Here is a 21,172-nt window from a genome sequence, read left to right as displayed (position 1 = left end):
TTTTATTTTTTAATTGTATAGTTCACACTATTTCTCTTTCTGAATACATTCTCGTAATTTAATGCTGGTGTTGTTCCAATATAATCAATTTTTCCTTCTTTCTTCAATTTTCGAATTATTTCAACCGCGTGTTTCGGGATGTGTCCGCAACTGTACGTATAAATTAATGCAGACTTATTATCTGGTATATTACCCTGAATTACATTCATTTCAAACTCTTGTTGAAACTTTTCAATTTTCGTCATCTTCTTACCTTCAAATATATCTAACTGAATTTTGGTACTGTCTTCATCAATATCAAAATCAGCTTCTCCATTTAAAGAATTTCTTTTCCAAGCTATATCAAGGAATTTGTCCACAGCTGCATAATTTTTGGAACCAAAAATAATTCCATAAATATTAGCATGCTTTTTAATTGAAAATGGAAATAATTTTAATTGTGTGTTTTGGGGTAACTGGGATTTTAATTTACGCAAAACTAATCTGTGAATATTTCGATAGGCTTCTCTTTCCAATTCAGCCATGTCGAACTCCAACACTTTTTTAAATTCATCTGTGCCACCTAATCTTTTGAAATAGGATGATGAGACAAAATATAGAAAATCCGTAGTATTTAGTTTTTCGAGTTCTGATAAATATTCTTGAGAAATGAATTTTATTCCGTTTTGATCTAAATAAACAAGTGAAGGAAACTTCTGAATTTGAGGAAGTAATTTGAAAAATAACTGTTCTGCATTTTCATTGTAATAGTTTACAGAAAGAAAATATTTGAATTTTGGATTGTCTGCAATAAATGCTTCGCAGTTTTCTTTTAAAAGATTAAATTTTTTTTGACTCTTTTTTTTTGGCTCAAATTCATTGAAATGTAAAACAATCTTCGTTTTATTAGTTAAAATATTTCCTAATTGCTCATTGACTTTTTGCAATATGCGAATTGGACTGCCTGGGACATTTTCAGAATCATAACCTGGTCCTGAAAAGAAATCAAAAATGTGTATTTCAGGGAATCGATTTGATTGCATTACAAAGGTTGGAATCCAAGCCTGAGCATAATCTTCAAATATCTCGAGCTTGGCATTTGTCCCACTATCAAAAGGTTTTAAATGTAAATCTCGATTTCCCATTATTTATAATTTTTCAGTTTATAATTCGCCTGAGAAAGCCTTCTGCAAAATGCTCTTTTTCAACTCCTCCAAATTATCAATTTTTTTCTGATATAGCCCTTCCAATTTTTGAGTTTCCGCACGCAGGGCATCTAATTGGCGGACGATGGTTTGTTGGTCTTTGAGTGGTGGAAGAAGAATTGGAAAACTTCTCAAGTATCCTAGTCCAACAAACTTCTGAGTTGTTCCTTTAGCATCTCGCATCATTTTTTCTATAGTCTGCTTGGAATCAAGGAAATACTTTAAAAAATAACTATTCTGATTGTTTCCTACCTTGAATAGAGCAACATTTTTTATTGCATAATTTGGTTCATCTTCTATGACTACTGGATTTCCAATAGTTCCAATCATCGCAAAAAGAACATCTCCAACATCAACTTTACTTCTCTTGTTAATATTTAAGTAGTCTGTTTCAGAGATAAACTTTATGTTATCAAAAGTGAGCTTGTGATTCTTTAAATTTTTTGAAGTTACCAATGGATAACCCTGATTATGGTATTTGGGACTATCGTGTGTTCCATCACGAACATCATAGACTTCCCCTAACTTTTTCTCTTCCCAACCATCACCCTTTTTCTCAAACACCCCTTGCAAATAGCTTTCAAAAAGTTCTTTGGCGTTTTTGAGGTTTTGTTCGGCATTGGCTTTTGCCTTGTCTATGGCGGCAAAGGCTTCATCTAAAATGGAAACAATGCGTTGTTGTTCGGAGATAGGGGGAAGGGGGATTTCAAGACTTTTAAGTTTGCCGATTGCAATAAAATCAATTGTTGTCTTCCCACTTAAATTCAAAAGTTTGTCCTTCAATGTAGAGCAGTAGTGCATTAAAAACTCAGGAGATAATATATTCCTATCTTTTACAATTAAACCATTGAATTGCTGATTTGTAGTTAGTTCAATTTTTGTAATAGCATATTCTCCTACAGAAGCTGTGCAACAGAGTAAGACTGTATCTTTGGGTAGCACTCTCAATTTTGAAAGTGCAGCTTCGGTTACTTTTTGTTTAGTTTTACTAATAATTCTTCCCTGTTCTCTTATATCATCAATAGTAAACCAAGGAAAGTTTCCATTTTCCCAAAAATCTTTATTCGATCTCAACGGTGTAGAACCATTAACAATTTCGCACACTTCCCCCAACTTTTTTATTTCCCAACCGTGCTGCAAATTGTCTGAACCTTGATTTTCAAGATTCGCTTGATGGCTTGATTTTATATTTTGCAATTTTTCTTTAATCATGGTAATTCTTTAATCCTTTTGAATCATGGTTCAAGACTTTACTTATGATTCAAGACTTTTTGTTATTGTGAACTCTTTTAAACTGTAAGCTTTTCGCTCCAAAATTTATTAAAAGTCCGATTTCTAAATTGTATGCTTCCAAATAGTTCATAGCCTGAGCCAAATGCACATCTTCTAAATTGATAACCGCTTTTATCTCCACCATTATTTTGTCTTCCACAAAAAAATCAACCCGCCTGGTTCCCACATCATAGCCTTTGTACTGTAAAGGCATTTCTTGCTCCCTAACGAAATGGATATTTTGCATTTGCATCTCAATGGCTAAGGCTCGTTGATAAATGACTTCTTGAAAGCCATTGCCTAAGTGCTTATGCACTTCCATAGCCGCCCCAATGATTTTATGTGTAAGCTCTTGTTCTTTCATCACTACTGAATTAATCAGGCAATCCAATAATCTTACTAATCAAGGTTCGGACATTTTCGGCTTCTTTATCGAGCATCTCCATTTCTGCTAAAATCTCCTGTGGTGAGCGGAGCTTGACTTCCTCTTTCTTATTGGGATTCTTCACACTGAGGTCGTAGGTGCTCATGTCTATGTCTGCAATATCGATTATCCAGCTTTTCTCAGAAATGGTCTTTTCCTTTTGCAGTTGTATGAATTCCTGCATATCCGCATCGTTGAGCGGGTTGGTTTTGCCTAAGGTTCTACCCGGGTCGAGCTGGTAATACCAGATTTTTTGGGTCGGTTCGCCTTTGGTGAAAAACAAGACTACCGTTTTTACACCTGCCCCCAAGAATGTCCCTCCCGGCATATCCAAAATGGTGTGCAGGTTGCAGCTTTCCAATAAATACTTGCGCAATGAAATAGACGCATTGTCGGTATTGCTCAAAAATGTGTTCTTGATAACGATACCTGCTCGTCCGCCTGCTTTCAGACTTTTGATAAAATGCTGTAAGAATAAAAAAGCGGTTTCGCTGGTTTTGATATCGAAGTTTTGTTGTACTTCCTTTCGTTCCTTACCGCCAAATGGAGGATTGGCTAGGATAACGTGGTAACGGTCTTTCTCCTGAATGTCTCTGATGTTTTCCGTCAGCGTATTGGTGTGAATGATGTTTGGCGCTTCGATGCCGTGCAAAATCATATTCATCACCCCAATGATGTAGGCCAGGTTCTTTTTCTCTTTTCCGTAAAAGGTTTCTTCCTGAAGGATTTTCAGATTTGTGGTCGTCTTCTCCATACGCTCATACATATAGGCGTATGCTTCACACAAGAAGCCCGCACTCCCACATGCGGCATCATAGACCTTTTCGCCAATCTGTGGGTTCACCACTTCAATCATGGCACGAATCAAAGGACGTGGGGTGTAATACTGACCGCCATTGCGGCCGGCATTGCCCATGTTTTTGATTTTGGTTTCGTACAAGTGGCTGAGTTCGTGCTTGTCCTTGGAACTACCAAAAGGCAGCTCGTCCACCATTTCTATAATTTCACGCAGGTTGTAACCGCTTTTTACTTTGTTTTTCAGCTCACTGAAAATCTCTCCGATTTTATATTCAATCGTTTTTGGATTATCACTTGCTTTTTGTTTGAAGCTTGCCAAGTAGGGGAAAAGCTTATGGTCAACAAATTGAACCAAATCCGGACCGGTCATGGCTTTGTGATGGTCCAGTTTCCCATCTGCTGTTTTAGGCATCGCCCAATTCGGCCAACGAAATTGCTCGTCCAAAATGTATTGATATTCTTTTCCTTCTAAAGCGGCTTCGTCCGCTTTTTCACTTTCCAATTGGTCAAGGTAACGCAAAAACAAAACCCAAGAAGTTTGTTCAATGTAGTCCAATTCGCTGTCTGCACCTGCGTCCTTGTAAAGTATGTCGTCTATGTTTTTAAAAGTTTGTTCGAACATGTTGCCTTTTTGTCTTAATTTATTGGTTTCAAAGTTAATATCCTCAGTGGATATTTAGTGATTATCTATATTAATTGAAATAATCCCATTTCGTTTCAGCACCAAGCCCAACGAAAACTATTATTCTTTTTTAATTGCCAAGCAGGGAGGAATCTTCCCTTTAGCTAAAACTGACTACTATACTTCTTCGGTTTCATTCCGATGTGTTGTTCGAATAAGCGGGTGAAATGACTGAGGTTTTCGAAGCCTAAGGCATAGCCGGCTTCGGAGACCGATAGTTTATCTTCGCGTAGCATTCTTGCGGCTTCTGTCATGCGCAGATGTTGGTAGTATTCGTATATTCCTTTGCCAAAAATTTGCTTGAAAAGTTGACGCATCTTGAGTTCATTCATTCCCGCAATCCGTTTGAGCTCACTAATGGTATGTGCTTGCGATAAATCCGCTGCAATGGCATTGCGCACATTGTAAATTGCTGTGATATCACGTTCACTCCACTTTAATACCGGTTTAGTGCTATCACGCTGGCTTAAACTTTCAAACAAATAGTACAGTAGTTTTAGGGTCTTTAGTTTATAAAAGTAATCTTTCAACTTTTGCTTTTTGCCTTCGGAAATAATTTCATTGACAGTGCGAAGAATATCGTCAGTCATCATTTCTTCAATTAAAAAATGCTCATCGAGATGACATAGAAAAGCAAATTTTTCAGCATCGGATTGCAGAAAGCTTCTCAAATAATCTGCATCAATAATCACCAAAACAATATTGGCTTCTGTACCTTGTCTGAAGATAGTTGTTTGCGGTGTTGATGCTGATGAAATCCTCACAGAGGGAAGTTGTTTTTCTTTGCCCGATGTGCCCTGATGTGTATGGATGATATTGTGAAAGAAGATCCTGATATTGTTTTTGATTTTTTTAGGAGGATGCGTCACTCTTTGTGTTGTTTTTCTCACCAAATAAGAACCGGCAAAAATGGCGAGTTCGGGTAGGAAAGTGTAAGCTTTCTGAAACTTCAGTTCAAAGTTTTCTAATGTGTTTTCATCAAATTCATAACCAATCTTTTGTACAAAATCTTTGAATAATTGCTTATCATTATTGGATGGTGTATTCATTTTTCGGACTATTTTTTATCCAATCTCGGACTATTTTATTCCTAAATGTATGAATAGTTTTGCTTTCGTAAAAATCTGCATTTATATCCCTACGGATATCGTTCATTATCTACCTTAAACCATCCGATGATGAAAAAGCAAGTTTTAATTTCCGGAGCTGGATTTGCGGGATTGACTTTAGCTTATTGGCTGAATAAGTTCGATTTTGATGTTACTGTGGTGGAATATGCTTCCGGACTGAGACGGGGAGGTTCCCCCATTGACATCAGGGGTAAAGCCCTAGACATTGTTCAGGAAATGGGCATTGGAGATCAGGTTAAAGCAAAAGAATTTATTCATACCGATGAAATTGTGAATGATCAAGGAGAAACGCTGGTTCGATTTTCATTGAATAAGCAACCCGAATACTTAGGCGATATAGAAATCCACCGAGGTGATTTGCTAGATATCATTTATGATGCACTTCCAAAGGATGGCGTAAAAATTTTATTCAATTCTAGTATTGCTACCCTTGAAGAACTAGATGATGCAGTAAAAGTTGTTTTTGAAGATGGAAGTACCCATTCATTCGATTATGTTTTTGGTGCAGATGGTACCCACTCTACAGTTAGACGATTGGTGTTTGGAGAGGAATATCAGTTTACTCAATTTTTTGGAGCTTATTTTGCTTTTGCGGAAACTAAAGATATTGACACAGGACGAACTAAAGATACAGGAGTCATGTATCGCTCATTAGGTAAACAAGCCCTTATCTATCAGTTCTTAAACGGAGCGAATGGTGTGTTGATGTTTCGTTCTCCCAAACTGGATTGGGACTATCGTAACAAGGAACAACACAAACAGATTTTGAAAGACAACTTTGGTAATGAGAAAGGATGGAAAGTGCCGGAGATTTTAGATGCCATGTTGCATTCAGATAGTTTGTTTTTTGATGAGGTTTGTCAGGTACATGTTCCGCAATGGTATAAAGGACGGGTAGCCTTGGTTGGTGATGCGGCACACGCTCCAAGTTTCTTTACCGGCATGGGTACCAGCCTGGCCATGATTGGGGCGACTTGTCTCGCAAAATCATTAGCTGCTCATGCTGATCATCAAATTGCATTTGCGCAATATCAAGAGCAGCATAAGCCTTTTGCGGAAGAGATTCAATCGCGTATTATTCAAAATCAGAAATATCAACTGCCCGAAACTGAAGAAGAATTAAAAGCTTCTATCGAAAGATTCCAGAAAATACAAAACGTGTAGTCATTCTTGGTGGGAGCTATTGTAGAATTGTAAACCAAATATCCAATGAAAGCTGCAGTAGTATTTCAAAAAGGTGAATTACCAAAATATACATCAGACTTTGAAGAACCGATATTAAGTAAAGAGCACGAACTTATCATTTCGGTGAAAGCTTCGGCCATTAAGAATTTGGATAAGTTGAGAGCCAGCGGCAATCACTATTCTGTAAAGGCAATTGATAAGCCATTTATTGTAGGAAGCGATGGGGTGGGGCATTTAGAGAATGGTCAAAGAGTGTACGCAATAGGGTTGAGCGGTATGATGGCAGAGAAGGCTATTGTGCCTAAGGATGAGGTATTGATATTGCCCGACGGAGTTAGTGATGCTATGGCTGCAGCCTTACCCAATGCTGTGATGGGGTCTTCATTAGTCTTATTGTGCAGAGCCAAATTGCAGAAAGGTGAGGTGGTATTGATTAACGGAGCTACTGGCGTCACAGGTAAGATGGCTATTCAATTAGCTAAATATTATGGTGCTCGCAAAGTGGTGGCCACAGGAAGAAATGAAAAAGTATTTGATGAACTGATAAGCCTAGGAGCGGATGAAGTAATTTCTTTGAATAGTTCTGGAGCTGATTTTACAGCTGCAGTAAAACGCTTGCATCAGCAAAGCCCTGTCGATGTTGTGTTGGATTATCTGTGGGGAGCAAGTGCTGAGCACATCCTTCATGCACTTTCGGGAAATATCGGTTATTCGCATCGTACGCGTTTTATTACTGTGGGCGCACTTGCAGGAGATAAGATAACTCTGTCCTCTTCTACATTAAGAGGAACCGATATATCGCTATTGGGCTCTGGATTAGGTACATGGAGAGATGATGAAATGAAGTTTTTTTTGAGAGATCTGCTTCCGGAAACCTTTCGCCTTGCTGCGGATAACAAAATCAAAATGGATATTCTTGAATATACATTGGAGAATATAGAAGACGCGTGGTGTATTGATGCAAGTGGTAAACGAGTTGTTGTGCGTATTTAAGCGGAGGTGCAACCTTTGATTCAATGTTGAGGTGCCTGGTGGTGTGTAATGTTCTTCTACTACCGATACGGCTACAAAACGGAGCGATTGAGTTAGTTCTACCAGCTCATTTGAAAATACCTTCGTTTTGTCTTTTAAAACAAATGATATTATGGAAACAAAAAACAAAGTAGCCTTAGTAACAGGCGGTAGTCGCGGTATCGGAAGAGATATTGCACTTCGATTGGCTGATAAAGGGCTGGATGTTATCATCACCTATCACACACAAGCTCAGGCAGCAGAGGATGTGTTACAATTGATACAGTCCAAAGGAGTAAAAGGAGCCATTTTTCAGTTGGATACCGGCAATACAAAAAGTTTTGACGCATTGGTCGAAAATCTAAAATCTTATCTGGATAAAGAGGGCTATCAGCAGCTCGATTTTCTGATAAACAATGCCGGTACTGCTTTGTACGGTAGGGTGGAAGAAGTAAGCGAAGAACAATTAGATGCCGCTTATAATATTCATTTCAAGGGCGTTTATTTCCTTACGCAAAAAGTATTACCCTTAATGAATAATGGTAGTGGTATCGTCAATATTTCGTCAGGATTAACCCGTACTACCTTTCCAGGTTCTTCGGCTTATGCCTCATTAAAAACAGCGGTGGAAACCTTTACCCGCTATCTGGCTAAAGAACTTGGTGAAAGAAGAATTCGGGCGAATGTAGTAGCACCCGGAGCCATTGAAACCGATTTTGGTGGAGGCCGCACGAGAGATAACAAAGAAATCAATGCACATATCGCAGCCGTAACAGCATTGGGACGTGCCGGTTTACCTACAGATATCGGAGGGGTCGTTGCTTTCCTATGTAGTGATGATGCTTATTGGATAAACGGACAGCGCATAGAAGTTTCGGGCGGACTTGCGCTATAAGCTGTAATTTTATCGACGAATGTCCATTGTTTTTGAATCTTAACCCAATCTAAATGCCCAAAGAGCCATATCATATCAAAACCATTCAGGAGTTTCACAGGCTGCATGGCTTATCGCAACAGGCTCATCCATTGGTGAGTATTGTGGATTATGCAGATTTGAGTCGTGAATATTATGGAGATATTGATCGGTTGTTATTAGGTATCTATGTGATATCGCTGAAAAGGGGTGTTGATAAGTTGTACTATGGCAGGCAGGAGTATGATTTTGATGAAGGCGTTTTGTATTTTATGGCTCCCAACCAAGTGCTCAGAGTAAACCGAAACCTGAACGATGCGCAAGCTCGTTCGGGTTGGTTACTCTTGATTCATCCGGATTTTTTATGGAATACCCATCTGCAAAAGAAAATCCGCGAGTATGATTTCTTCGACTACGAAATTCACGAAGCTTTGTTTCTTTCCGACAAAGAAGAAAAAATTTTAAACGATATCGTACGCAATATACGTGATGAATATCTTGCCAATATCGATGCTTTTAGCAAGCCCATTATTTTATCGCATATCGAAACACTGTTGAGTTATTCTGAAAGATTTTACAATAGACAGTTTATTACACGCGAAAAGAAGCATCACGACTTGCTGGATCAATTGCAAAAGCAGCTTGAAGAATATTTCAATACCGAACAGGCAACACTGTACGGACTTCCGTCTGTTCAGTATCTCGCTAATGCCTTGCATGTATCTCCCGGTTATCTGGGTAAAATGTTGCGATTGGTTAGTGGACAAAGCACCCAGCAGCTGATACAGCAATTCATTATCGATAAGGCTAAAGAAAAATTATCCACAACCCAACTTAGCGTAAGCGAAATTGCCTACGAATTAGGATTCGAGCATCCGCAATCATTCAGCAAATTATTCAAAGCCAAAACCACGCTAAGCCCTTTGGAATTCAGAAGAGGTTTTATGGCCTAACCAACAAGCAAATGTGGCTTTTGATATAGATATGAGCTCTTATGCTTTACTGTCCCCATATTCCAATTGCATCTATAAATTTCTTCTGCTGGTCTATAAACACATTGTGCGAACATTGTTCCCAATAGAATACATGGGATGCACCAATCAGAGATTTTAGTTTTTCAATCTGTGCTTCGGAGTACAATCCGTCGTCTTGGCCATAAACTCCATAAATGCTTACATCCATTTGTTTGAGCGATTGCACGGTTTCGGTAAGATCGAGCGTTGTATAGTGTTCGTTCTGCCAAAAGCCTTGTGGAGCTTGAGGTGTCATTTGCGAGCCATATTGTGACAGTGTGGTATCTTCTCTCCATTGCTGATAGAGCTTCAATGCTTCCTCGGTAGGTTTCTGTGGGGAGTAAAATCCGTTCTGCATTGCGTGTGCAAAACAAAATGAGCTGTATTGAAGCGTACTCTTGTCCATCTTTTCAAGCATGGAAAGATAATTCAAATTAGAACTATCATTTTTCGCTTGATATATCTTCTTGCATCGATCGATAATCTGTGCAAATGATTCTTGCAAGGATAGGGGCGCTCCTGCCAATACAATACTATGCACCTTCTCCGGAAATTGTTTGGTATACAGCAAGGCTACTATGCCGCCAAAACTATGCCCAATCAGCATAGCCTTTTGTATGCCATACCGGCTGTACAGCTCATTCAAATCATTAAACGTTTGTTTAAATGTGAATTCCGCACCCTCACTGCTGCTTCTACCTTCACCGCGACGGTCGTACACGATTACATAAAATCCTTTGTCGGCCAGGGCTTGGGCAGTGGTACCTTCAAAGTTGGCACAATTATATCCCGGACCACCATGCAAAAAGACGACGGCTTGGTTATTAGATTAGGATTGCCAAAAGCGCGGGAGTACAAGTTTTGCGCATGCATACTAAGGCCGCATAATAAGAGCAGCAAGGAACAGATGGTTGTTTTCATTATATCAGAATTTAGCAAGTGGTGCTTCGTGGTTAGAGAATTGATTTATAAATAATTGTATTTCATACTATTAATTTTGGTTTTAGATAGTGCTTGTTTCAGCAAAAATAATGTATGAAAGGCACAATGCAATATCATTTTGCTTCAGGGCAAATCAACGACAATAGGTATTGGTGGATGAATGAAAGTGCTATGATATCAGAACTGCTTATGGATTTTGCTTTTTGCTGAAGGCTGTACCTCGCTGTAATTTTTGAAATCCACATTGAACACCTCATCTATATTAGTACTTTTAAAGGTGGTTACAGTAAGGATAAGATGCGCTCTCTCTTGTTCAAGCTCGCAAATTTCTGTTATGCCGGGTTTAGTATATTTGTATACTTTATGAATCATTCCATCATCATTATTCCTTCCTACCAAAACATATTTTCTACGTTTAAATACTTGATTACAATTGGCTAATATTTTTTTGATGACACGCTGTTGTCTTTTGCTATCATCATTTTCTACTTCTAATGTTTTAGTAGAAAATGTTACGGGAGTCTTCTCGGAGATCGGCGGTAACGGATCTGTTTCGTACACTGTTACGGATACACCTTTATTTTTTTATACTTAGTGAAAATATTATTGATTGGAGACTGTGCATGACAGCAACTTGTAAGTAAAATTGCTAAGGCTAGCAATAGTAATTTCATGCGATAGATTATTTAGAATTCCGGAACGTAGTAATGATGGTGATAATGTGTATGATTTTCTGTCTGGTTAACATATTAATAGAAATGTTTATAGGGCTATATCCTTGTCCACGGTATCTTATTACTAAGATAAGAAAAATTAAGATGGAAAGTAGCACGGATAAGAATTTTTGTTTTAATGGACATATTGTATATCGATTTATAATTTGTAGTACTAATTTGTAGTGACGCATTTTTGTCATGGGGCGAGTTTAGTTTTTTTATTTTTTCAAAAAGATCATTGAGACGTATAGGAGTATTCGTGTGATAAGGTGATTTTGAAATAATTTGTTGCATATGTATTTTTCGTTCTTTGGTTAACGGATGGGTGCTGAGTATTTCGGGTAATTGAAATTCGTTTTCTTTTTCCAGCTCCTCAAACAAACGAATCATGCCATTGGGATTTATATGATTATCCATTAAAATTTTTAATCCCAGTTCATCTGCTTCTTGTTCAAACTTACGCGAGTAGGAGAGCGTGTGTAGCTGATGGAAATTCTCGGCCATAACAGCCATGATGCCGTTTACATCGTTAAACAATAATGAAATAATCATATAACCTGCCAGATTACGACACAGCATTTTGGTGGAATGTCGCTGGTTCACGTGTGAGGCTTCGTGTCCTAGCAGTGCAGCTAATTCTTCAGCGTTTTTCATTTTATCAATGATGGCACTATATACCACTATTTGTCCGTTAGGTAGTGCAAACGCATTTACCTGTTTGGATTTCACTACTGTAAAATGTAGAGGTTTTTTATTCTTTAAATCTAGTTCTGCGGCAAAGGCTTGTAGATAGGATGTTTTTGTAGAATCTATTTTGCGATCTCCTACAAAACTATCCATGAAAAGTTCTCCAATTTTATTGTCGAAACTATCGGGAAGTAGCGTTGCGGCTTTTTCAGCAATAGTTGGTAAAATATAGATATAGGCAATTGCGATTAGTAGAAATAATCCAATGGCTATGGCTGTGATTTTACTAAATCCTAGACGCAACAAACGTGTATGGATGTCTGCACGCTTGTATTGTTTCATTGTATTATAAAACTGCTGTGCAAAGCGCTTGTCTTCTATTTTTAATACCGCAGCCGGATATTTTTTATTTCGAATTTCCATTATAGGACCATAGTCGTTAGATTCTAGATCTTGTAAAAGCCAGATAGCTACGCTTCCGTTTGAAGTACGAATATGGAGTTCGCCCATGAACTCATTTATAATAACAGAGGCTGCCTGGGATGCGGCTATGAGTCCATTGAAATATTTTGCAGCTTGAGTGGTATTGTTCATGGTTAAGCAATATCTATCTCAAAGAAATCCAGAAGATCTTCTCCAAATGCGTCGTTGTATTCATCTTCTGTTTGATATACTTCTTCTAAGTTAATGTTACCTTCCATTTTAATATTGTTCCAGATAAATCGGAGGGTACGCATTTCTGCCCAAGCTGTACCTAAACCTAAAGTAAAGATGACTAACAATAAATTTCCTACCATAAGGTTAAAAAATGCTCTACCCGTAGCTGTGGAATAACATTGTATTTTTTGTTCGCCCTTGATCATGCGCATGCGGTTGATGTAATAATTAAACAGGTCGCGTTGCCACCAAAAAATATAAATGCCCAGTGTAAGCAGACTGAGAATATAGCCTTTAAGGTTTAATACGAGAAATTCCCCGCCATCTCCGTCATTGGAAAATGCTACATCGCCGTAACGGATATTACTGTGTGTGTATCTGCGGATATTCATCGCCATCCATGCCCCATAGATACCAAATGTCAATACGGTGAAAAGCAGCCAACGGAAAAAATATCCCACAAAGAGATATCGGTCGCCGCGATAACCAAAGCGAATACCTCTGTAGGTGGTTCTACTGAGTCGGTATCGGAATGCACCATGAATGGCAAAGGGAATAATACTTAAGATTGCCAGATAGAAGAACAAAATACCAGCCAAGGTATTGACCATTTTCATTAGCAGCAAGAAAATGGAAATTACGGCGATATAAAAAATGAAGATTTTGATAAAGCCGCGAAACATTTCCTTGCCTGTGCCCGAGAAATGAAATCGTTCCTCATTCAGGGCCGTTTGCCCATAAATGTATTGCAATTTCTTAGCTCTGGCCCAGGGATAATAAATGCCCAAAGTAACCAGCGTCAACAGCCAGTTTACGATCATAATGCTAAAATACTCAGAACCTTTTCCGAAAAATTCTAACTGGTAGTTCTGGTTAGTTTGATTGATGGGATTTTCTGAAGTCATAATATTACAAATCAGAATTTAAAGCAGGTTTTGGTATTTTTCCGTATATGCATTTTAAGCTTATTAATAGCAATTTTATATTGCAAACTAAAAGCACAGGCCATATACAGGTCATGCAAAATTGTATGTGAATATACTAAAGTAAAAGAAATGTGAAAAAAAGTAGAGTGGATTTTTATAAAGCATTTTGCTCCATATTCATGAAGCTGTGATTTCCGACATTGCAGCCTGTAATAGCCGATAATTTTCTTCATCGAAGCAAACTAGTATCACTTTGTGTATTTGCTTATCATTATTCAGAAAGTTTATAATAGCTGTAACCGCTATTACTGCAGCTTTATCCTTTGGGAAACGATATACTCCGGTACTGATAGATGGAAAGGCCACCGTTTTACATTGATGTGCTACCGCTAGCTTTAGTGAGTTGATATAACAATTTCTGAGCAAAGTGGCTTCATCGTTATCGCCTCCATGCCAAACAGGGCCGACAGTATGGATTACATATTTTGCCGGTAATTTACCGGCAGTGGTAATAACGGCCTCCCCGGTTTTACAGCCACCTTGGCGGGCGACAATTTTCCGACATTCTTCTAGAATTGCAGATCCTCCGGCTCTATGTATGGCTCCATCTACACCACCGCCACCCATTAATGAGCTATTGGCTGCATTTACTATAGCGTCTACATTGCATTGGGTGATATCTCCCATTATTATTTGTATTCTAGTCATGGTAATTTTGGAGGTTATGGGATTGATTTCAATATATACATTGTAATTATAACCGAAAATTAATAAATATTATGGGCTGATAGTTATTTGCGGATTTAAGTTGCTCTTTTGTGTATGTTGGATTATGGTGGAGATAGGATATTAGGTTGAGCATCATTATTTAAAATAGCAAGGAGCACTATATTACCTTATCCACTTTCTATAGGAGAGGAAGAACTTATCTCGATAATAGATATATCGACATGTCTTCATTGATTTGAGGGATTATTATAGCTCTCTTTACAAGATACCTACATCCAATAGGTATTGTTAGAGAAGCCAATAGAACATTTGTTGGCTAACGATTTTAGTACTGCCGTTCGGATAAAATCTTCCACAAGCAATAGCCAAATGCTTGCTACGAACTATAAGAAACGCATGCATTTGATAGAATTAGCGAATATCCAACAAAGCTCCCGAACTATTTTTATTGGGATGAAGAATCTCAAGTTATTGCTTATGAAGAGGACTTGTTGGGTGTGTATCGCATCTTTAAAAAGCTAACAGACCAAAGGTGTAGGGCAGGCCTGCTAGCTTTTTTAGTTTGGATAAGGGCAATACAACTATTTTTCCATGTATGCTACTTTTTATCCTTAGCTTTAATACGGGAGGGTTTCACCCATTCGTCCCAGGTACTTCCCCAGCCGATATAGTGAATTTTATATTGACCATCTTTGTAGTCCAAAATTTTGGCATTATACCAGCTGCCTGACCATTCTACCAGCACTTCCTGGCCAGTTTTGAAAGCAGTAGGTACAGCCTTTGGCTTTTCTTTTGTGGGTACAGGTTTCTTGATTTCTGAGGGAGCTGTAGCTTTACCGTTAAGACGAGTTCCGGTTGCTATGTGGCCTCCTACTTCTCCGGCTAAAAAAATCAGTTGGTCTGTATCTTTTTTATACCAGAAATCATAGGTGTTTTTTCGTGCATCTGAGATGCGATAATAGGTAACGCCTTCCTGTGCATACCATGGGCTAACGATTTTAATGTTGTCCGAATACTCTCCCCAAGTATATTTACCATTATTATAAATGGTTAGGGTATTCATGGCGGCACCGTGCTGATATATCATATTGGTACGATTGTCATTGGTAACTACATAAGTTACCGCACCTGGGATCCAAACATCCCATTTACCCAGAATCTCCGAGGCTATTTTTTGTGCATACAAATAATAATGGCCCATCAGCCAAAGCAGTGTCAATAAAAATTTTGGTTTCATGATCTGAGTAGGTTAAATGTTTAAAAATTAATTCCAGGCTAAAATAACGATTTATTATATGACCTATTTTGGGGAAAATAGAAAAAGTTTTGTGGCCTTTATTGAAAGCGACAAAACTTTATCCAATAAGGGAGCGAATAAATGGGTGGAAAGACTGGGTAGGTATATAGAGCTTTTAACTTTTATTCCTAGTAAGTTTCAAAATGCGAAGCTTATGATTGTTTAAGCTCTGACAGAATGATTTTTTTCTGGCGCATGGTGTTTTTCATGACTTTGGCTCTTACGGATGGACCTTCGCTACTTATCAGCTCGTAATATTCGACAGGTACCACTTGCCAAGAGAGTCCGTATTTGTCTTTACACCATCCGCATTGGCCTTCTGCACCACCGTTGGAGGTGAGCGCTTCCCAGTAGTAGTCTACTTCTGCCTGATCTTTACAGTTGATTACAAAAGAGATGGATTCATTGAATTTAAAAAACGGGCCGGCTGCCAATATCTGAAATTCCATTTCTGCTATTTGAATGATGGCTATTTCAAAAGTTTCTTGCCCACTGATAGCTACAGCTTCTGGAGTGTTTTCGTAATGGTGGTATTCTTTTAACTTGCCATCTTGGAAAATCGATAGATAATAGTCGGCTACCGCTTTGGCATCTTTTTCTACCCAAAGACAGGGGGTGATTTTTTGTGTATTCATAGTTGTGATGTGGGTTTTGTAAGCTAAGGTATCTTTTTTTTGATTTGCTTTAGAATTTTGGTTTGAGTTATTGTAGCTCAAAATAAAGGGAGCAGCAAGCAATAGGAGAAGGAGGTTTTTCATAATTTTTATTTTTTGAGTGGAGCAATAAGGAGTCCAGTTCGTGTAACACCATGGTGAAGCCCTTTTTGAAGCTCATTTCAATCATTTGGTTCGGGAGATTTATTATACATATATGCACCAGCGTAATGTTACTTTGGTCAATAAAGTGTTCAGCATTTCAGGTTTTGTCCAATCCTGCTAACCCAGATCCGGTACTGCAGCAAAACTGCACTCGATGCTTACCGTGCGTGTTTCTTTGTTGGCGATGAAGTCAAAAATAGATTACGTGCTCATAGTTTTTTGTTTTTCATGGTTTGCAGAACGTCGTCAAGCTGGCTGAATCGAGGTTCCCATAGTTTTCGGAATTGTGCCAGCCCCTTGTCGAATTCTTTCATTTTTCTATTTCGAGCGAATAATAGATTTCTCTTCCTTTATATTAACGTTTGATCAGTTGGCATTCGGTAAGAATACGCAAAGGCTTAGACACTGCCTGTCGTGTTATTTTAAAGCTCGTCGCAATTGCATTCGGTGTCATTGCGTGTAACGCCATAAGTGTAATAATAGCTCATGGTGTTGGATCTGCAGTTGTCTGAAAAATATCTCGTTGCATAATTAAAATATGAAACCCATCGGTTGCAAATACACGCGTAACTATTTAGTTGCGCAATTTTTTTATTTTCTCAAGATAAGAGGGGAATATCTATTGAGCAGGATCATAGGAGCGTTATCCGCTCATTCCTAGAATGGCGGATACATCGCGTCCAGTGCTGTGGCAATATCGATTATAACAAGAAGCCGTAGATATAAAGAATGAGACCTGTAATGCAGGTTAATGCCATGTCCCACATTCCTATTTTACCCCACAAGCGATGCGTTTTACTGAATTTGCCGGGGCGAGGATTTTTGCCAAACTTAATTAATGAAGCGATAATTAGTACTGTCCAAATGATGGATGTGGTAATAGATAGGAAAGTGTGAAAATATATAGTGAAGTTTAGAAAAAATGTTCCTTCATAAGAAGACCCTTTCACCATTTCAAAAATGCCGCCATTTTGCTGCATATCGTATTCAAACAACAATACTACAAAAAACAGAATGACGAACATAATTAACTGAATGTTCTTATGCAGCTTATAGTTGCGCTCTACCTTTACTTTTTTGAACGAATACCATAGCAAGGGGAGGATGATAAACATGGATATTACTACTATGTCCATTAAAATGTCACAACGGGCACCTAAAAAGCTTGGAGGGAAAGATATCTTCATATGACAGTTTTGTTAAGTTGCTAAGTAGTTTATATGAAAAATCTATAGCAATATAAGATACTAATTGGCAATATCCATCATCTCTGCCTTGCAAATTTCTCAAAAGTAGTTTTTTACACGAACCCCACTTATATTTTTACTTTATCCCAAATTAGCACTTGAACACCGTTGGAGTAGTGTGTTAAATCTGCAGGATAATTCAATAGTAGTTCTCCGATGGGGTAATGAATGTCCAAACGAGTTACGGTAACCTCCTTTAGTTCCCATTCTCTGTGATGCACGTCATAGCGATACAATGTATCCTGTGATTTCAGATATAAGCAGTATCTTTCCGTCAGCCAGATATCTAGCTCTGACTTTTGCTGGATTGTTTCGCCAACGGTATAGGCTACATCTAGCCAGAATCCTTTTTTGGAATTTTTGGAGTAATATGTGGTGCCTTCTCGTTTTATATTGGCTTTTTCATAGGGTAATTTGGATAACTTTCGGGTAAGGATAGCTGAAAGATATTTTCCGGCTTCAATATTAAGAAAGTAAACTCCTTTTTTATTTCCGACCTCCACATAAGTTCTAACATTGATTTCTTGAAAATTAGAAATCCAGCTCAGTGAGGGCAGTAATCGCGGTCTTAATCGTTCCATTGTAAACGGAATTATGGATATATAGGCCTTACCGTTGAAAGTATCAATATCCAAGCCCTTAGGTACCAATTTTTTGAGTAGCTCGTATGGTACCTCATAATGTAGTAACAAAGCCCGATTCCACTCCTGATAGTACCACTAGGGTCTTTCCGGATATTCGTAGGGGCGATGTGCTGTGGATTTCAGAATTTCGGAAATATTACTCATGGCTACTATGGATTGAGGTAATCAGGAATATTGCTTTGAGGGCTATTGTAAAGCTACTGATTATTTATAATACTTGTAAAGTAATGTTATAACCCCTTAGTATCCTATACGGTGTTGCTATTTATGACACCGTCGCTCTTTACGAACGTAATGCAGTCGTACCAATCCGGTACAACGGAGATCTGGTTAGATCTTCGGGGTAGAATATAGTTATTCCTATGGCAGGGGCTCTGTTCTGGTAATTACATATACGTCATCTGTACTATTATCATATTGAACAAAGTCTACTTCTTTAAGTAGGTAATCATAGGCTTTTCTTTCCACATGGGTAGTATCGATATTTTCGATGAACGGATTAGATCCGTAATCTTCATCTATTTTTCAAAATATACAAAAGTAGGTGCATAAAGATGAGATTTACTGTACCATCTGCCGGCTGATAATGGCTTAGTTTGTATTTTGTATTGAGGAGGAATCTTATCCTTATGCGACGATAAGAGTAAATACGCAGCAGAGATTTATGGAAGCAGATGAGGCAATAATGGATATCTGCTCTCTAAAAATTATTTATTACCTAATATATCTGAATATCGCTTTATTCTTGTAATAAACTTATACACTTCAAATAGGTAAGCAAAGAATTTTGTGTATTGATAATCTACTATGATTGGGTTACATCAACTTTTTAGCAAATAAAAAATTAAAATATATTAGGGGTAGGTTAATAGTCGTGGCTTCAAATTGTTCGATGTTAGGATTGCATCGAATTAAACACTGATATAATGTACAGTGTGTGTTTACTCTTTTTACACGGCGGGTGACTTATATTGCCCCAATTCACAGAATCCTCAAATACTCTCGTACTAACAATATTTTCTTATTAATTATAGAGCATTTACCATACTAAAATGCTTTACTATGTATTGAACCGGCATATGTCTATGAAATAAGTAATCGGCAGCAATGATATTCATTACTTTTTTATGCATATAGCTGAAGTGTACACATATTCCTCACCCTTATTTATAACTTGCTAAGTATTTTTAGCACTATCAGTATAATGACTTTAAGCATTATACGGTTTTAATGTTTTCACAATAAAATATGCTGCTATAATATTAGGAACCCAGCACAGCCACGCTACAATTCTATAAGCAAATAGATAATCCCCGAGAGTTATCATGAGCAGGGGCAACCATATTCTCAATGTTACTGCGGCAAAACAAGCAGCATAGCTATAAATCATCAACTTACGATGTTGTTCAATTTTTCCGTTTCTAATTTCTAGATAGGCTAGTAAGGTAGTTGCAACCCAAACTATTCCCAGGCTAATAAATCCTAGGGATGCAATAAAGCCTCCGGTAGCAGTAAAACCAATTCCAATACCGGCAAGACCACTTAAGAAAACAGATATGGCATAGATTTTTCCAATAAGTCGGTGCAGAGAGAGCTTCCGATGGAGCAGTCTTTTGTTGAATTGCATCCAGCCTACCAGCAAAGAAATTCCTCCAAAAATGATATGCGTATAGAAGCCAATATTCCAATAAATATTTGTCAATAGTTCGTTAGTCTTTGTACTTAAAAGACCTATATTTCTTACTTGCAGAAAAAAATAAATACTTGGATAAAGGCCAATAATAATAGCAAGTAGAGCAAAGATCGCTTTGGATATTCTTTGTGTCATCTTGTACTAGTTAAAAAGCCATTATAAGTTCGTGAATCGTTTTGATTTTAGAGTTGTTTTATATTGGATGCAAATTTAGATATTGTTTTAATTGCGAAATGCATGGATTTAGAAAGTTAATGGGGGAAGATCTACACCTTTTGTCCATACAATATATTTTAGTAGTCCTAGTAAGCCTCTTAATTTTTCATCACTAATTTTTGATTTATCGAATTCAAAAATCAGATTCTCTTCTTTAGTTGATTTATAGGAATTTACAGGATTGGTTTCGGCTTCTCCTTTAAAGATGATTTCATTGTCTTCAAGATTAATGCCTTTTAGTTTTTTATATGCGATACGTCTTCGGAATTGCAGTTTTTGGTCACCTTCGTATCGAAAAAAGAATAATTCAAATCCAAAATCATCGACTTTAAAGTTGATGTCGTTGGAGTTCTTTTTAATGTTCTTCATTAGAATTTCAATAATCTTCGCTATTTCGCGTTCAGAAGAAGTGTAGGTAGGGCGTTTAGAATTTTCAATCATAGTACCGTCAAAGAGATACTCATATTTATAAAATTGATCCGGTGGCTGTTTGTTAGCTATTCGATATTTAGTACAGGATGACCTGCCAGTGCCAATTGATGTAATTTCTCTGCCACTGCTTTTATTTGCTCAATTTTTGATTGTTCTGAACGAGGAATTTTTAAGGAGATGAAGTCAGTAGTGCTTTCTCGCCTGGAATATGGTTTATCATCACTATCCCGTTGTTCTATGTATTTATATAGTTTAGTTTTAAAATAAACAAAAATCGTAATCAAATTCGATTCGGCTTCGTATGTTTTTATATCCCAGAATTTAGCCCAGTCAATATCCTCTATTTTTGTAATTATGAGACCTGTGTTATCCTTAATGAGTTCCACAAATTAAGGTAAGGACATCCTCTGAGATATCAATCTTGGAGATACTGTCATTCTGAGCCCACGAAGAAAATTGTATTCCGAATAATAATATGACGATTTGAAGAAACTGTTTCATAAGCAATAAGGTTTATCAGACAGGCTACATTTTCCCGGGGGCTATCCTTGGAAAA

At 37.7% G+C, this 21,172-nt stretch carries 21 protein-coding genes and 1 pseudogene; 5 read left to right on the top strand and 17 right to left on the bottom strand.

Going from position 1 to position 21,172, the window contains the following annotated elements; translation table 11 throughout:
• Positions 1–2 precede the first annotated feature (2 nt).
• The 5 genes from tcmP to V2H41_RS12265 all read right to left on the bottom strand — a co-directional run bounded on the left by tcmP (position 3) and on the right by V2H41_RS12265 (position 5,409).
• On the bottom strand, positions 3–1,124 hold the full coding sequence (gene tcmP / locus V2H41_RS12285) for a three-Cys-motif partner protein TcmP (RefSeq protein WP_330975455.1): 1,122 nt from the start codon (positions 1,122–1,124) through the stop codon (positions 3–5).
• 18 nt (positions 1,125–1,142) lie between these two features.
• Positions 1,143–2,396 (bottom strand): restriction endonuclease subunit S, encoded by a 1,254-nt coding sequence (locus tag V2H41_RS12280; protein WP_330975454.1) that lies wholly within the window; start codon positions 2,394–2,396, stop codon positions 1,143–1,145.
• A gap of 49 nt (positions 2,397–2,445) precedes the next feature.
• Complete coding sequence (locus V2H41_RS12275) at positions 2,446–2,820, bottom strand: GxxExxY protein (RefSeq protein WP_330975453.1); 375 nt, start codon at positions 2,818–2,820, stop codon at positions 2,446–2,448.
• A 10-nt stretch (positions 2,821–2,830) separates the two neighbouring features.
• Complete coding sequence (locus tag V2H41_RS12270) at positions 2,831–4,300, bottom strand: class I SAM-dependent DNA methyltransferase (RefSeq protein WP_330975452.1); 1,470 nt, start codon at positions 4,298–4,300, stop codon at positions 2,831–2,833.
• A 164-nt stretch (positions 4,301–4,464) separates the two neighbouring features.
• The gene (locus tag V2H41_RS12265; protein ID WP_330975451.1) at positions 4,465–5,409 is read right to left on the bottom strand and encodes a helix-turn-helix domain-containing protein; all 945 of its coding nucleotides are present in this window, start codon (positions 5,407–5,409) and stop codon (positions 4,465–4,467) included.
• Between the two features lie 126 nt (positions 5,410–5,535).
• On the opposite strand from V2H41_RS12265, the gene V2H41_RS12260 reads away from it, so the two are divergent.
• The 4 genes from V2H41_RS12260 (at position 5,536) to V2H41_RS12245 (ending at position 9,552) form a co-directional block, all read left to right on the top strand.
• Entirely contained in the window at positions 5,536–6,654 is a 1,119-nt protein-coding gene (locus V2H41_RS12260) for an FAD-dependent monooxygenase (protein ID WP_330975450.1), read from the top strand.
• 45 nt (positions 6,655–6,699) lie between these two features.
• On the top strand, positions 6,700–7,668 hold the full coding sequence (locus tag V2H41_RS12255; protein WP_330975449.1) for a quinone oxidoreductase family protein: 969 nt from the start codon (positions 6,700–6,702) through the stop codon (positions 7,666–7,668).
• A gap of 151 nt (positions 7,669–7,819) precedes the next feature.
• Entirely contained in the window at positions 7,820–8,581 is a 762-nt protein-coding gene (locus tag V2H41_RS12250) for an SDR family NAD(P)-dependent oxidoreductase (protein WP_330975448.1), read from the top strand.
• 53 nt (positions 8,582–8,634) lie between these two features.
• The gene (locus tag V2H41_RS12245) at positions 8,635–9,552 is read left to right on the top strand and encodes a helix-turn-helix domain-containing protein (RefSeq protein WP_330975447.1); all 918 of its coding nucleotides are present in this window, start codon (positions 8,635–8,637) and stop codon (positions 9,550–9,552) included.
• A gap of 46 nt (positions 9,553–9,598) precedes the next feature.
• Here the strand turns inward: V2H41_RS12245 and V2H41_RS12240 are convergent.
• From V2H41_RS12240 to V2H41_RS12200, 9 genes and pseudogenes are all read right to left on the bottom strand, one after another.
• Positions 9,599–10,423: pseudogene (locus tag V2H41_RS12240) on the bottom strand (alpha/beta fold hydrolase); the annotation flags it as partial.
• Between the two features lie 308 nt (positions 10,424–10,731).
• Positions 10,732–11,115, bottom strand: coding sequence for a hypothetical protein (locus V2H41_RS12235; protein ID WP_330975446.1), 384 nt, complete (start codon positions 11,113–11,115; stop codon positions 10,732–10,734).
• Positions 11,116–11,324: 209 nt separating this feature from the next.
• Positions 11,325–12,551, bottom strand: coding sequence for a M48 family metallopeptidase (locus V2H41_RS12230; RefSeq protein ID WP_330975445.1), 1,227 nt, complete (start codon positions 12,549–12,551; stop codon positions 11,325–11,327).
• Between the two features lie 2 nt (positions 12,552–12,553).
• Complete coding sequence (locus tag V2H41_RS12225; RefSeq protein WP_330975444.1) at positions 12,554–13,519, bottom strand: YjgN family protein; 966 nt, start codon at positions 13,517–13,519, stop codon at positions 12,554–12,556.
• 198 nt (positions 13,520–13,717) lie between these two features.
• Positions 13,718–14,248 (bottom strand): O-acetyl-ADP-ribose deacetylase, encoded by a 531-nt coding sequence (locus tag V2H41_RS12220; RefSeq protein WP_330975443.1) that lies wholly within the window; start codon positions 14,246–14,248, stop codon positions 13,718–13,720.
• 619 nt (positions 14,249–14,867) lie between these two features.
• Entirely contained in the window at positions 14,868–15,506 is a 639-nt protein-coding gene (locus tag V2H41_RS12215; RefSeq protein ID WP_330975442.1) for a Tudor-knot domain-containing protein, read from the bottom strand.
• Between the two features lie 212 nt (positions 15,507–15,718).
• Positions 15,719–16,201, bottom strand: coding sequence for a VOC family protein (locus V2H41_RS12210; protein ID WP_330975441.1), 483 nt, complete (start codon positions 16,199–16,201; stop codon positions 15,719–15,721).
• Positions 16,202–17,085: 884 nt separating this feature from the next.
• Entirely contained in the window at positions 17,086–17,571 is a 486-nt protein-coding gene (locus V2H41_RS12205; RefSeq protein ID WP_330975440.1) for a DUF420 domain-containing protein, read from the bottom strand.
• 128 nt (positions 17,572–17,699) lie between these two features.
• On the bottom strand, positions 17,700–18,281 hold the full coding sequence (locus V2H41_RS12200; protein WP_330975439.1) for a YqjF family protein: 582 nt from the start codon (positions 18,279–18,281) through the stop codon (positions 17,700–17,702).
• A 17-nt stretch (positions 18,282–18,298) separates the two neighbouring features.
• Here V2H41_RS12200 and V2H41_RS12195 point away from each other — a divergent pair, with 17 nt between their 5' ends.
• On the top strand, positions 18,299–18,511 hold the full coding sequence (locus V2H41_RS12195) for a hypothetical protein (protein ID WP_330975438.1): 213 nt from the start codon (positions 18,299–18,301) through the stop codon (positions 18,509–18,511).
• 974 nt (positions 18,512–19,485) lie between these two features.
• Here V2H41_RS12195 and V2H41_RS12190 read toward each other — a convergent pair.
• The 3 genes from V2H41_RS12190 to V2H41_RS12180 form a co-directional block, all read right to left on the bottom strand.
• Positions 19,486–20,103 (bottom strand): DUF2306 domain-containing protein, encoded by a 618-nt coding sequence (locus V2H41_RS12190; RefSeq protein WP_330975437.1) that lies wholly within the window; start codon positions 20,101–20,103, stop codon positions 19,486–19,488.
• A gap of 108 nt (positions 20,104–20,211) precedes the next feature.
• A complete protein-coding gene (locus V2H41_RS12185; protein WP_330975436.1) occupies positions 20,212–20,625 on the bottom strand; it encodes a hypothetical protein in 414 nt (137 codons plus the stop codon).
• Between the two features lie 56 nt (positions 20,626–20,681).
• Positions 20,682–21,002 (bottom strand): hypothetical protein, encoded by a 321-nt coding sequence (locus V2H41_RS12180; protein ID WP_330975435.1) that lies wholly within the window; start codon positions 21,000–21,002, stop codon positions 20,682–20,684.
• Between the last annotated feature and the right edge of the window lie 170 nt (positions 21,003–21,172).

The organism is Niabella digestorum (genome assembly GCF_036409055.1).
Lineage (GTDB): Bacteria > Bacteroidota > Bacteroidia > Chitinophagales > Chitinophagaceae > Niabella > Niabella composti.
Note: the sequence above shows the minus strand (reverse complement) of the source record. Positions and strands in the feature narration are given on the sequence as shown.